The sequence below is a fragment of the Agromyces sp. MMS24-JH15 genome, assembly GCF_043518605.1.
In the GTDB taxonomy this organism is placed as follows: Bacteria; Actinomycetota; Actinomycetes; order Actinomycetales; family Microbacteriaceae; genus Agromyces.
This window is the reverse complement of the sequence record NZ_CP171358.1, coordinates 864,524-877,651: the sequence shown is the minus strand read 5'-3', so window position 1 is coordinate 877,651 and position 13,128 is coordinate 864,524. Positions and strand designations below refer to the sequence as shown.

8 protein-coding genes are annotated in these 13,128 nt (G+C 70.7%); 6 read left to right on the top strand and 2 right to left on the bottom strand.

Translation table 11 applies throughout. The annotated features are described in order from the left end of the window. Window positions 1–57: 57 nt before the first annotated feature. Window positions 58–1,344, bottom strand: a complete 1,287-nt coding sequence (gene rlmN / locus ACDF64_RS03945) for a 23S rRNA (adenine(2503)-C(2))-methyltransferase RlmN (protein WP_394553525.1) — start codon at window positions 1,342–1,344, stop codon at window positions 58–60. 108 nt (window positions 1,345–1,452) lie between these two features. On the opposite strand from rlmN, the gene ACDF64_RS03940 reads away from it, so the two are divergent. The 5 genes from ACDF64_RS03940 (at window position 1,453) to ACDF64_RS03920 (ending at window position 9,602) form a co-directional block, all read left to right on the top strand. Beyond that, window positions 1,453–5,151 (top strand): nitrate reductase subunit alpha, encoded by a 3,699-nt coding sequence (locus tag ACDF64_RS03940; RefSeq protein WP_394553524.1) that lies wholly within the window; start codon window positions 1,453–1,455, stop codon window positions 5,149–5,151. Window positions 5,152–5,237: 86 nt separating this feature from the next. Further along, the gene (gene narH, locus ACDF64_RS03935; protein WP_394553523.1) at window positions 5,238–6,926 is read left to right on the top strand and encodes a nitrate reductase subunit beta; all 1,689 of its coding nucleotides are present in this window, start codon (window positions 5,238–5,240) and stop codon (window positions 6,924–6,926) included. Continuing rightward, on the top strand, window positions 6,923–7,549 hold the full coding sequence (gene narJ / locus ACDF64_RS03930) for a nitrate reductase molybdenum cofactor assembly chaperone (RefSeq protein ID WP_394553522.1): 627 nt from the start codon (window positions 6,923–6,925) through the stop codon (window positions 7,547–7,549). Before narH ends, narJ begins: the two co-directional genes overlap by 4 nt. Further along, window positions 7,546–8,355: a respiratory nitrate reductase subunit gamma gene (gene narI / locus ACDF64_RS03925; RefSeq protein ID WP_394553521.1), complete on the top strand. Its 810-nt coding sequence runs from the start codon at window positions 7,546–7,548 to the stop codon at window positions 8,353–8,355. Before narJ ends, narI begins: the two co-directional genes overlap by 4 nt. After that, the gene (locus ACDF64_RS03920) at window positions 8,349–9,602 is read left to right on the top strand and encodes a nitrate/nitrite transporter (protein ID WP_394555044.1); all 1,254 of its coding nucleotides are present in this window, start codon (window positions 8,349–8,351) and stop codon (window positions 9,600–9,602) included. The genes narI and ACDF64_RS03920 overlap by 7 nt, the downstream gene beginning before the upstream one ends. 131 nt (window positions 9,603–9,733) lie before the next feature. Here the strand turns inward: ACDF64_RS03920 and ACDF64_RS03915 are convergent, their stop codons facing one another. Next, window positions 9,734–10,957, bottom strand: coding sequence for a GTP pyrophosphokinase family protein (locus ACDF64_RS03915; RefSeq protein WP_394553520.1), 1,224 nt, complete (start codon window positions 10,955–10,957; stop codon window positions 9,734–9,736). Window positions 10,958–11,249: 292 nt separating this feature from the next. Here ACDF64_RS03915 and dnaK point away from each other — a divergent pair, with 292 nt between their 5' ends. Next, window positions 11,250–13,124, top strand: coding sequence for a molecular chaperone DnaK (gene dnaK, locus ACDF64_RS03910; RefSeq protein WP_394553519.1), 1,875 nt, complete (start codon window positions 11,250–11,252; stop codon window positions 13,122–13,124). Window positions 13,125–13,128: the final 4 nt, after the last annotated feature.

Below are 13,128 nucleotides of genomic sequence, written 5' to 3'. Positions count from 1 at the left end.
GATCAGGCGGGGGTCTCGAGACGCGTCGCCTCCGGCGGCGCTCCTCGACCACCGGGGCTATGCGACCGGCGTCGCCTCGGCGGCCGCCTCGTCCTCTTCGGTCGCGACGAGCTGCCCGCAGGCGCCGTCGATCTCCTTGCCGCGCGTGTCGCGGATGGTCGTCGGGATGCCCTGCTCCTCGAGCCGGCGCACGAACTCGCGTTGCACCGGGAGCTCGGAGGCGGTCCAGATCGAGCCGGGGGTCGGGTTCAGCGGGATCGGGTTCACGTGCACCCAGCCGTGGCCGCGCTCGTTGAGCTTCTGCGCGAGCAGGTCGGCACGCCACGCGTGGTCGTTCATGTCCTTGATCAGCGCGTACTCGATCGACACCCGCCGGCCGGTCTTCTCGAAGTACGAGCGCGCCGCGTCGAGCGCCTCGTCGACCTTCCACCGCGAGTTCACCGGGATCAGCTCGTCGCGCAGGCCGTCGTCGGGCGCGTGCAGGCTGAGCGCGAACGTCACCGGGATGTGCTCGTCGGCGAGCTTGTGGATCGCGGGCACGAGCCCCACCGTCGACACGGTGATGTTCCGCGCCGACATCCCGAGGCCCGCGGGCGCCTTGGCGACCATCGTGCGCACCGACTGCATGAGCCGCGCGTAGTTCGCGAGCGGCTCGCCCATGCCCATGAACACGATGTTCGACACCCGCTCGGGCGTGCCGTCGTCGGCGCGCTTGCCGTGCAGCGCCCCCGAGGCGATGACCCGATTGGCGGCGACGACCTGGGCGATGATCTCGGCGGCCGACATGTTGCGCGTGAGCCCGGCCTGCCCGGTCGCGCAGAACGGGCAGTTCATGCCGCAGCCGGCCTGGCTCGACACGCACAGCGTGATGCGGCCCGGATAGCGCATGAGCACCGACTCGACGAGCGCGCCGTCGTGCAGCTTCCAGAGGAACTTGATCGTGTCGCCCTTGTCGGTCTCGAGGCGACGCACCTCGGTGAGCAGCGGCGGCAGCAGGCCCGCGACCAGCTCCTCGCGGCCCGCGGCCGGGAGGTCGGTCATCTCGGCCGGGTCGCTCGTCCACCGCGTGTAGTAGTGCCGTGCGACCTGCTTCAGGCGGAACGCGGGGACGCCGAGTTCCTCGGCCTTCGCCTTCCACTCCTCGGGCTTCAGGTCGCCGAGGTGGGCGGGCGGCTTGCCGCGCTTGGGGGACGCGAACTGGAGCAGCGGGCGGCCGTCGGTGCCCGTCTTCTGGGTCCAGCCCTCGGTCGTGGGACGGACCTGGCGGCCCTTGGCGGATGTGCCGCCGGTGCGACGGACCGCCCCGCGGGCGGGTTCGGTGGTCTTCTCGGCGTCAGCAGGCATCCCATCAGGGTACGCGGGGTATCCGAGCATCCGCTGGACGGCCGACACGCGATTAATTCCGGTGGAAACCGTGGCGGTCGGCGGAATCGTCCCGGTAACGTCCGGGGCATGTCCTCCATCGGGGTAGATGGTCCGGCGTCCGACGCATTGCTTTCGATCGGACGGTTCGTCACACGTCGGGAGCAGACCGACGATCACCGCGCGGTGTTCCTCGAGGGCGGTCGGTCGGGCGACGTCTTCTACCGCGACCGGTGGAGCCACGACAAGGTCGTGCGGTCCACGCACGGCGTGAACTGCACCGGCTCCTGCTCGTGGAAGGTCTACGTCAAGGACGGGATCATCACGTGGGAGGCGCAGCAGACCGACTACCCGAGCGTCGGTCCCGATCGCCCCGAGTACGAGCCCCGCGGATGCCCCCGCGGGGCCGCGTTCTCCTGGTACACGTACTCGCCCACCCGGGTCCGCTATCCGTACGTGCGCGGCGTGCTGCTCGACGCCTACCGCGAGGCGAAGGCCCGCACGGGCGACCCCGTGCTCGCCTTCGCCCAGGTGACGAAGGACCCGGAGACCCGACGCCGCTACCAGCAGGCGCGCGGCAAGGGCGGGCTCGTGCGCGCGACGTGGGCCGAGGCGGTCGAACTCGTCGCGGCCGGATACGTGCACACCATCAAGGAGTACGGGCCCGACCGCGTGGCCGGCTTCTCGCCGATCCCGGCGATGTCGATGGTCTCGCACTGCATCGGCACCCGGTTCACGCAACTCGTCGGCGGCGTCATGACGAGCTTCTACGACTGGTACGCGGACCTGCCGGTCGCGAGCCCGCAGGTCTTCGGCGACCAGACGGATGTCCCGGAATCCGGCGACTGGTGGGATGCCACGTACCTCGTGATGTGGGGATCCAACGTCCCCGTCACGCGCACGCCCGACGCGCACTGGATGGCCGAGGTCCGCTACCGCGGCACGAAGGTCGTGACCGTGAGTCCCGACTACGCCGACAACACGAAGTTCGCCGATGAATGGCTGCCCTGCCAGGCCGGCACCGACGCCGCACTCGCGATGGCGATGGGGCACGTGCTCCTCAAGGAGTACTACGTCGACCGCCGCGTGCCCTTCTTCACGGAGTTCTCGCGCACCTACACCGACCTCCCGCATCTCGTGACGCTCGTCGAGCACGCCGACGGCGGGCTCGTGCCCGGCAAGTTCCTCACCGCGGCCGACCTCGGCCGTACGGCCGACGAGGACCGGTGGAAGACCGTGCTCATCGAGGCCGCGACGGGCGACCCGGTCGTGCCCAACGGGTCGATGGGGTTCCGGTATGCGGACTCCGGCGTCGGCCGCTGGAACCTCGACCTCGACGGCACCGTGCCGGCGCTCTCGCTGCGCGACGCGAAGGTCGCCCGCGAGGACGTCGAGGTGCTGCTGCCCAGGTTCGACGCAGCCGACGGCTCCGGCGGCGTGCTCCGCCGCGGCGTCCCGGCGACGCGGGTCGCGGGGAAGCTCGTCACGACCGTGTTCGACCTCCTGCTCGCCCAGTACGGCGTCGGCCGCGAGGGCCTCCCCGGCGAGTGGCCGACCGGGTACGACGACCGCGAGACGCCCTACACGCCGGCCTGGCAGGAGGACATCACGGGCGTGCCCGCGGAGGCGGCGACCCGGATCGTGCGCGAGTTCGCGCAGAACGCGATCGACTCCGGCGGCCGCTCGATGGTCATCATGGGCGCCGGCATCTGCCAGTGGTTCCACGGCGACGCGACCTACCGGTCGATCCTCGCCCTGCTCATCCTCACCGGCTCGATGGGCCGCAACGGCGGCGGCTGGGCGCACTACGTCGGCCAGGAGAAGTGCCGCCCGATCACCGGATGGCTCTCGCTCGCGAACGCGCTCGACTGGTCGCGCCCGCCGCGCACGATGACCGGAACGTCGTACTGGTACATGCACACCGACCAGTGGCGCTTCGACGGCTACTCGGCCGACGCGCTCGCCTCGCCGCTCGCCGAGGGCAGCTTCACGGGCATGCACACGGCCGACACGATCGCGCAGTCCGCACGGCTCGGCTGGATGCCGTTCTACCCCCAGTTCGACCGCAATCCGCTCGACCTGGCCGACGAGGCCGCGCAGGCGGTGGCCGACGGGACCGCCGCGGACGAGGCATCCTTCGTCGCGGGCGCGCTCGCCGACGGCTCGCTGCGGCCGTCCATCTCGGACGTCGACGCGCCGGAGAACTGGCCGCGCCTGCTCACCGTCTGGCGCTCGAACCTCATGGGGTCCTCCGCGAAGGGCAACGAGTACTTCCTGAAGCACCTGCTCGGCACGCACTCGAACGTCATGGCCTCGGACGAGGCGTCAGTGCGGCCGAAGGAGGTCGCGTGGCGCGACGAGATCCCCGAGGGCAAGCTCGACCTGCTGGTCTCGGCGGACTTCCGGATGACCTCGACGACGCTGCTCAGCGACGTCGTGTTCCCCGCGGCGACCTGGTACGAGAAGCACGACCTGTCCTCGACCGACATGCACCCGTTCGTGCACGCCTTCACGCCCGCGATCGACCCGCCGTGGGAGGCGAAGAGCGACTTCGACCTGTTCCACGCGATCGCGCGGTCGTTCTCGGAACAGGCGAAGGCCCACCTCGGGACCCGGCGCGACGTGGTCTCGGTGCCCGTGCAGCACGACACCCCGGGGGAGACTGCGCAGCCCGGCGGCGTGGTCCGCGACTGGGCCCGCGGCGACGTGGCCCCGATCCCGGGGAAGACGATGCCGCAGCTCGTCGTCGTCGAGCGCGACTACACCGCGATCGCCGACAAGCTGGCCACCGTCGGCCCGCTGGCCGAGAAGCTCGGGTTCACGATCAAGAACGTCACCTACGACGTGTCGCACGAGGTCGACCGGCTCGCGAAGGCGCACGGCGTCCTGCCGAGCGGCCCCGCGGCGGGGCGCCCCGCGATCGACACCGACGTGAAGATGGCCGAGGCGATCCTCGCGTTCTCGGGCACGACGAACGGCGAACTCGCGGTGCAGGGCTTCAAGACCCTCGAGCAACGGGTCGGCAAGCCGCTCGTCGACCTCGCCGAGGGCTCGGAGGAGAAGCGCATCACGTTCGCGATGACCCAGTCCTCGCCGCAGCCGGTGATCACGAGCCCGGAGTGGTCGGGCTCGGAGACCGGCGGACGGAGGTACGCGCCGTTCACCGTGAACATCGAACGCCTGAAGCCCTTCCACACGCTCACCGGGCGCATGCACTTCTACCTCGACCACGACTGGATGCGCGACCTCGGCGAGGCGATGCCGACCTACCGCCCGCCGCTGGACCTCAATCGCCTGCTCGGCGAGCCGAAGCTCGGGCCGGACGGGCGCCAGCAGGTCGTCGTGCGCTACCTCACGCCGCACTCGAAGTGGTCGATCCACTCCGAGTACCAGGACAACCTCTTCATGCTCTCGCTCTCCCGTGGCGGGCCGACGGTCTGGATGAGCCCGGACGACGCGGCCGCGATCGGGGCATCCGACAACGACTGGGTCGAGTGCGTGAACTCGAACGGCGTGCTCGTGGCACGCGCGATCGTCTCGCACCGCATGCCGACGGGCGTCGTGTACGTCCACCACGCGCAGGAGCGCACGATCGACGTGCCGAAATCGGAGGCGACCGGCCGACGCGGCGGCATCCACAACTCGGTGACCCGGCTCCTCGTGAAGCCCACGCACCTGATCGGCGGGTACGCGCAGCTGTCGTACACGTTCAACTACCTCGGACCGACCGGCAACCAGCGCGACATGGTGGCGACGATCCGCCGCCGCAGCCAGGACGTGGAGTACTAGGGGAGGTCTGGACTGATGCGAGTGATGGCCCAGGAGCGCGACATGGTCGCGGGGGGCGCCCGGCTTCCGCAGGAGGTGACGTACTGATGCGAGTGATGGCCCAGATGGGCATGGTGATGAACCTCGACAAGTGCATCGGGTGCCACACGTGCTCGGTGACGTGCAAGCAGGCGTGGACCAACCGCGCCGGCACCGAGTACGTGTGGTTCAACAACGTCGAGACCCGGCCCGGGCAGGGGTATCCGCGGCGCTACGAGGACCAGGAGCAGTGGCGCGGGGGGTGGGACCTCACGAAGCGGGGTCGGCTGAAGCTCCGCACCGGCAGTCGGCTGAAGCGCCTGCTCACGATCTTCTCGTCGCCCGTGCAGCCGCAGCTCTCGGACTACTACGAGCCGTGGACCTATGACTACCGGACCCTCGTGGAGGCGCCGCTCGGCGACGACTTCCCCGTCGCGCGGCCGAAGTCGCTCATCACGGGCGAGGACACGAAGATCACGTGGTCCGCCAACTGGGACGACGACCTCGGCGGGGCATCCGAGCTCGGCCACCTCGACCCGATCGTGCAGAAGGTGCGGCAGGAGTCCGAGGAGAAGATCAAGTTCCAGTTCGAGCAGACGTTCATGTTCTACCTGCCGAGGATCTGCGAGCACTGCCTCAACCCCTCGTGCATGGCGTCGTGCCCGTCCGGCGCCATCTACAAGCGCGCCGAGGACGGCATCGTGCTCGTCGACCAGGACCGCTGCCGCGGCTGGCGCCAGTGCATCACGGGCTGCCCGTACAAGAAGATCTACTTCAACCACCGCACCGGCAAGGCCGAGAAGTGCACGCTCTGCTACCCGCGTCTCGAGGTCGGCCTGCCGACGGTGTGCTCGGAGACGTGCGTCGGGCGCCTCCGGTACCTCGGGCTCTTCCTCTACGACGCCGACCGGGTCACCGAGGCCGCCTCGACGCCGGACGAGCAGGACCTCTACGAGGCCCAGCTCGACCTCATGCTCGACCCGAACGACCCCGAGGTGATCCGGGCCGCGCGCGAGCAGGGCATCGACGACGAGTGGATGGACGCCGCCCGCCGTTCGCCCGTCTACGCGCTCGCGAAGAAGTACCGCGTCGCGCTGCCGCTGCACCCCGAGTACCGCACCATGCCGATGGTCTGGTACATCCCGCCGCTCTCGCCGATCGTCGACCTGCTCCGCGACCAGGGGCACGACGCCGAGGCGGCGGGCGTCCTCTTCGGCGCGATCGACGCGCTGCGGATCCCGGTCGAGTACCTCGCCGAGCTCTTCACCGCGGGCGACACCGACCTCGTGAACGGGGTCCTGTGGAAGCTCGCCGCGATGCGCGCGTACCTCCGCGACATCACGCTCGGGAATCCGGCGGATGAGTCGATCGCGCAGGCGGTCGGCATGGACGGCGCGACGCTCTACGAGATGTACCGGCTGCTCGCGATCGCGAAGTACGAGGACCGGTACGTGATCCCGACGGCCCACTACGAGCAGGCGCACGAGCTCGAGGAGCTCGCGTGCTCGCTCGACTTCGACGGCGGGCCGTACGAGATCGGCGAATCCGGGCCGTTCGGCGAGGCGAGCGGCCGCCCGGCGCCGGTCGCGGTCGAGACGTTCCAGGCGCTCAAGCAGCGCCAGACCGCGGATGAACCGCTCGGCGGGTCGCTCCGGGGGCGCGTGAACCTCCTGAACTGGGACGGGAACGGGGCGCCCTCGGGACTGTTCCCGGAGCGCCGCGAACGCGACGAGCCGCCGGAGGGAGGCGCAGGATGACCCGCCCGATCGTCTACCAGGCCGCGTCGCTCTGCCTGAGCTATCCCGACGACGAGGTGCTCGGCCTCGCCGGCGTCATCCGCGGCGCGCTCGCCGAGTCGGCCCCGCGCGCTGCCGGCGGGTTCGCGCCCCTCCTCGACTGGTGGGCGGCGACGCCGGTCGCCGAGGTCCGGCGCACCTACGTCGACGTGTTCGACCTGTCGAAGCGTCACGCCCTGTACTTGTCGTACTGGACCGACGGCGACACGCGCCGGCGCGGCGTCGTGCTCGCCGACCTGAAGGGCCGCTACCGGGACGCGGGGTTCGACCTCGCCTCGACGGGCGAGCTGCCCGACCACCTGCCGCTCGTGCTCGAGTTCGCGAGGCACCGCCCCGACGAGGGCGCCGCCATCCTGCAGGAGTACCGCGCGAGCCTCGAGCTCATCCGGATCGCCCTCGAGGAGGCCCGATCGGCCTACGCCGGTGTCGTCGCCGAGGTCTGCGCGACGCTGCCGGGGCGATCGCCCGCGGACCGGCAGCAGGCGATGGCCATGGCCGCGGCCGGGCCGCCGACCGAGCAGGTCGGGCTCGACCCGTTCGACCCGCGGCTGCTGCCGCTCGCGACCACGGGAGGACCCCGATGAACTGGGACGTCGTGCTCTGGGGCATCCTGCCGTACGTCATGGTCGCGATCCTCGTCGGGGGCCTCGTCTGGCGGTACCGCTACGACCAGTTCGGCTGGACCACGCGGTCGTCGCAGCTCTACGAGTCGCGGCTGCTGCGCATCGGCTCGCCGCTGTTCCACTTCGGGATCCTCGTGGTGATCGTGGGCCACGTCATCGGGCTGGTGATCCCGAAGGCGTGGACGGAGGCGTTCGGCGTCAGCGAGGACCTCTACCACGTCACCGCGCTCGGCCTCGGGTCGGTCGCGGGCGTCGCGACCCTCGTCGGCGTGGGCATCCTGATCTGGCGGCGCCGCACGACCGGGCCCGTGTTCATGGCCACCACGAAGAACGACAAGGCCATGTACGCCGTGCTCGTCGCCGCGATCCTCGCGGGGCTCTCGACCACGCTGATCAGCGTGTTCGGCCCGCACGAGGAGGTCACCTACCGCGACACCGTGGCGCCCTGGTTCCGGTCGCTGTTCGTCTTCCAGCCCGACGTCGAGGCCATGTCCGAGGCATCCTTCGCGTTCCAGCTGCACACCCTGATCGGGATGGCGCTGTTCGTGATCTGGCCCTTCACGCGGCTCGTGCACGCGTTCACGGCACCGGTGCACTACCTGTTCCGGCCGTACATCGTCTACCGGACCCGCGACCGCCGACCGGTCGCGACCGCCTCCGGGCGGCGCGGCTGGGCGCCGATCGGCACACCAGACCGCACGCGCGATCGCGCGCGGGGCGCATCGGCGCAGGGCGCCGGCAGGAACACGACGAGGAGGTCATCGTGAGCGGAGCATCCGAGACGGCCCGCCCGGACGCCGGGCCGCCGCAACCGGCGGCGCTCGTCGGCCGGGGCCGGAACCTCGGCCTCGCCCTGCTCGCGTTCACCGTCACGTTCTGGGCGTGGAACATCATCGGCCCGCTCGGCGTGCGGTACGCGGACGAGCTCGGGCTGGATGCCACGCAGCTGTCGCTGCTCGTCGCGACGCCGGTCATCGTCGGATCGCTGGGCCGCATCGTGACCGGCGCGCTGACCGACCGCTTCGGCGGCCGGCTCATGTTCACGGTCCTGACGGCGTCCTCCTCGATCCCGGTGCTGCTCGTGATGCTGGCGGGCCAGCTCGGGTCGTACGCCCTGCTCATCGCGTTCGGATTCCTGCTCGGCATCGCGGGCACGACGTTCGCCGTCGGCATCCCGTTCGTCAACGCCTGGTACGACCCGTCCCGCCGGGGCTTCGCCACCGGCCTCTTCGGCGCCGGCATGGGCGGGACCGCGCTCTCGTCGTTCTTCACGCCGCGCTTCGTGCAGTGGTTCGGCTACGACGCGACGCACTGGATCATCGCGATCGCGCTCCTCGTGGTCGCGGCCGTCGTGTGGGTCTTCATGCGGGATGCCCCGACCTGGAAGCCGAACACCGACAAGGTCATGCCGAAGCTCGCCGCCGCGTCGAAGCTCGCGGTCACCTGGCAGATGGCGTTCCTCTACGCGGTGACGTTCGGCGGATTCGTGGCGTTCTCGACGTACCTGCCGACGTACCTCAACACGGTCTACTCCTACGACCTCGTCGACGCCGGGGCCCGCACCGCGGGCTTCGCGATCGCCGCCGTCATCGCGCGGCCGGTCGGCGGCGTGCTGAGCGACCGGCTCGGACCCGCGCGGGTGCTCATGGTCTCGCTCGCGGGCGCCGCCGTGATGGCGGTCGTCATCGCGCTCGTGCCGCCGCCCGAGCTCCTCGCCGGCACCTCGTTCGTGCTCATGGCCGGGTTCCTGGGCCTCGGCACGGGAGCGGTGTTCACGTGGGTGGCCCAGCGGGCGCCCGCGGCGCGCGTCGGCACGGTCACGGGCATCGTGGGCGCGGCCGGCGGGCTCGGCGGCTACTTCCCGCCGCTGGTCATGGGCGCGACCTACGGGATCACGGGCAGCTACGCGCTCGGCCTGTCGCTGCTGTGCGTCACGGCGCTCGCGGCGCTCGCGTTCACGGTGCTGCTGTCGAGGCGGAGCGCGCGCGAGGGGACCCCGCCGGCGGTCGAGTAGCGCCAGGCCGGAGGTCGAGGAGCGCCCGACGGAGTCGGACGCGTCTCGAGACCAAGGCGACCCGGCCTCGGCTCCCGGGGTCTCGAGACGCGTCGTCGCTGCGCGCCGGCGCTCCTCGACCACCAGGGGGTTCAGTCGAGTCGGATGGGCGGGAAGTCGGCGTCGTCCATCGTGCCGACCGGGGCCGCGGCCGCGCCGTAGCGGCGGCGGACCTCGAGGGCCGAGGCATCCGGATGCTCGTAGAGGTACGTCGCGACGACCCGGTACTCGGCGAGCCTGCCGTCGGGCACGCGGCTCTCGCGGATCCCGGCGTCGGCGACGAGCGCGGCGGCCAGCGCGGTCCAGTACACGCCGATGCCGCGGAACGATCGCGCGGGCCGCTGCGGCTCGGCATCGGTGAGGAGGATCCCGTTGGTCGTGGTCGCACAGGCGATCGCGAGCCGGCGCCCGAGCTCGGAGAACTCCGCGAACCCGTCCGCGAGCGCCTCGTAGTGGAGCCATCCCGCCGCGCGGACGACGCTGCGCAGTTCCCGACCGGCGCCCGTGACGACGCCGAACGGGACGTCGAGCGCGGCGGTGACGACCTGATCGAGCGTGCGCGAATCGCCGTCGTACTGGATGAAGCGGCCGATGTAGCCGCGCTCGCCGCCGCCGTCGGATGCCGTGGGGCCCGCGGTCCGCGCCTCCTCGACCTGCCGTCGGATCTGGTCGAGGTTGTCGTCCGCCTGCTCGAGCAGCGCCGCGGACAGCGCGAAGAGCCGGTCGACCTCGCGCGGGAGCTGGCGCGCGGACTTGTAGCGGAGGTCGTGCTCGAGCTCGGACCACGTGTCCGAGAGTGCGGTGCGCAGCTGCACCTCGACCTGCGGGAGCTCGTGCGCGCCCTCGGATCCGCCGGCTTCGTCCGGGGTCGCGCCCGGCGCGACGGTCCGGATCGACCCGGTGGGCAGGCCCTCCTGGCCCGGCTCGGGGACGCGGCCGACGAACTGGACCGAGCGGTAGCCGAACGCGTCGATCGGCAGCAGTTCGGCCTTGTCGACCCAGGAGTCGTCGTCGACGATGAGCGCCTCGCGCACGACCTGCTCCATCGCGGGCAGGTCGCCCTCGAAGTTGGCGATGACGCGGACGCCGAGGATGTCCCGCACCTCGCGGTCGGGCGCGCGACGCACCTTGCGCTCGAAGGACTCGCGGGACTTCACGCGTGCCGAGACGTGGAAGTACTTGAACCCGGCCGCCTCGAGCCGTCGCGCGAAGTCGGCCTCGATCCGGCTGCGCATGCGTCGGTACCGCCGCAGTTCCCGGTCGTACCGGGCGAGCTCCGAGGCGACGACCTGCTCGTCCTGCTCCCGCGCGTCCACACCCGCAGGCTAGTGCGCGGTCGACCTCGCCGGGCGTGTCGCCGCACCGCGATCCCGACCGCGCCGACCGTGGAATGCTGCAAGCCGTCTGTAAGTTGAGTCGAGTACGCTCAAGTTTCACTGACCCGACTTGACACCCCCGAGCGGCCGGTGCACACTTGAGTCGTCGAGGCTCAAGTCTCGACGATCACCGACTTCGGCTGCGGGCCAGGAGGGCCGAGCCAACCGCCGGACGACGCCGGCGCGGGGCATCCGCGCGGCCTCCGAACGTCCGGTACAGAAGGAGAAACACATGTCACGTGCAGTTGGAATCGACCTCGGTACGACGAACTCCGTCGTGAGCGTGCTCGAGGGCGGCGAGCCCGTCGTCATCGCGAACGCGGAGGGCTTCCGCACCACCCCATCGGTGGTCGCGTTCACGAAGGACGGCGAGGTGCTCGTCGGCGAGACCGCCAAGCGCCAGGCCGTGACCAACGTCGACCGCACGATCGCCTCCGTGAAGCGCCACGTGGGCACCGACTGGAAGACGCAGGAGATCGACGACAAGCGGTACACGCCGCAGGAGATCTCGGCGCGCATCCTCCAGAAGCTCAAGCGCGACGCCGAGCAGTACCTCGGCGACACCGTCACCGACGCCGTCGTCACCGTCCCGGCGTACTTCAACGACGCCGAGCGCCAGGCCACGAAGGAGGCCGGCGAGATCGCGGGCCTCAACGTGCTCCGCATCATCAACGAGCCCACCGCGGCCGCGCTCGCGTACGGCCTCGACAAGGGCAAGGAGGACGAGCTCATCCTCGTCTTCGACCTCGGCGGCGGCACGTTCGACGTGTCCCTCCTCGAGGTGGGCAAGGACGACGACTTCTCGACCATCCAGGTCCGCTCGACCGCGGGCGACAACCGCCTCGGCGGCGACGACTGGGACCAGCGCGTCGTCGACTGGCTGATCAAGCGCTTCAAGGAGTCGACCGGCGTCGACGTCTCGAAGGACAAGATCGCCCTCCAGCGCCTCAAGGAGGCCGCCGAGCAGGCGAAGAAGGAGCTCAGCTCCTCGATGAGCACGAACATCCAGCTCCCCTACCTCTCGCTCACCGAGAACGGCCCGGCGAACCTCGACGAGAAGCTCACGCGCGCCCAGTTCGAGGACATGACCCGCGACCTGCTCGACCGCACCAAGAAGCCCTTCGAGGACGTCATCCGTGAGGCGGGCGTGAAGCTCTCCGACATCGCGCACGTCGTGCTCGTCGGCGGCTCGACCCGCATGCCCGCGGTCTCCGAGCTCGTCAAGCAGGAGACCGGCCAGGAGCCCAACAAGGGCGTCAACCCGGACGAGGTCGTCGCCGTCGGCGCCGCCCTCCAGGCCGGCGTCCTCAAGGGCGAGCGCAAGGACGTGCTGCTCATCGACGTCACCCCCCTCAGCCTCGGCATCGAGACCAAGGGCGGCATCATGACCAAGCTCATCGAGCGCAACACGGCCATCCCGACCAAGCGGAGCGAGACCTTCACGACCGCCGACGACAACCAGCCGTCGGTCGCGATCCAGGTGTTCCAGGGCGAGCGCGAGTTCACCCGCGACAACAAGCCGCTCGGCACCTTCGAGCTCACCGGCATCGCGCCGGCGCCGCGGGGCATCCCGCAGATCGAGGTCACCTTCGACATCGACGCGAACGGCATCGTGCACGTGTCCGCGAGGGACAAGGGCACGGGCAAGGAGCAGTCGATGACCATCACGGGCGGCTCGTCGCTGCCGAAGGACGACATCGACCGGATGGTCCGCGAGGCCGAGGAGCACGCCGCGGAGGACAAGAAGCGCCGCGAGTCCGCGGAGACCCGCAACCAGGCCGAGCAGCTCGTCTACTCGATCGAGAAGCTCATCAAGGACAACGACGACAAGCTCCCGGCCGACGTCAAGTCCGAGGTCCAGGGCGACGTCGACGCGCTGAAGTCCGCGCTCGCGGGCGAGGACGACGAGGCGGTGAAGTCGGCGTTCGAGAAGCTGACGCAGTCGCAGGGCAAGCTCGGCGAGGCGATCTACGCCCAGTCGCAGGCGGAGACCTCGGCCCCGGCCGAGGGCGAGGACGCGAACCCGACGGGCCAGGCCGGCGCTGACGAGTCCGACGAGGACGTCGTCGACGCCGAGGTCGTGGACGACGAGGACGAGAAGAAGTAACCGC

What these genes read in the sequence shown, in the direction of transcription:
- rlmN (WP_394553525.1), bottom strand. Translation starts at nt 1,344, where the DNA reads ATGCCTGCTGACGCCGAGAAGACCACCGAACCCGCCCGCGGGGCGGTC.
- ACDF64_RS03940 (WP_394553524.1), top strand. Translation starts at nt 1,453, where the DNA reads ATGTCCTCCATCGGGGTAGATGGTCCGGCGTCCGACGCATTGCTTTCG.
- narH (WP_394553523.1), top strand. Translation starts at nt 5,238, where the DNA reads ATGCGAGTGATGGCCCAGATGGGCATGGTGATGAACCTCGACAAGTGC.
- narJ (WP_394553522.1), top strand. Translation starts at nt 6,923, where the DNA reads ATGACCCGCCCGATCGTCTACCAGGCCGCGTCGCTCTGCCTGAGCTAT.
- narI (WP_394553521.1), top strand. Translation starts at nt 7,546, where the DNA reads ATGAACTGGGACGTCGTGCTCTGGGGCATCCTGCCGTACGTCATGGTC.
- dnaK (WP_394553519.1), top strand. Translation starts at nt 11,250, where the DNA reads ATGTCACGTGCAGTTGGAATCGACCTCGGTACGACGAACTCCGTCGTG.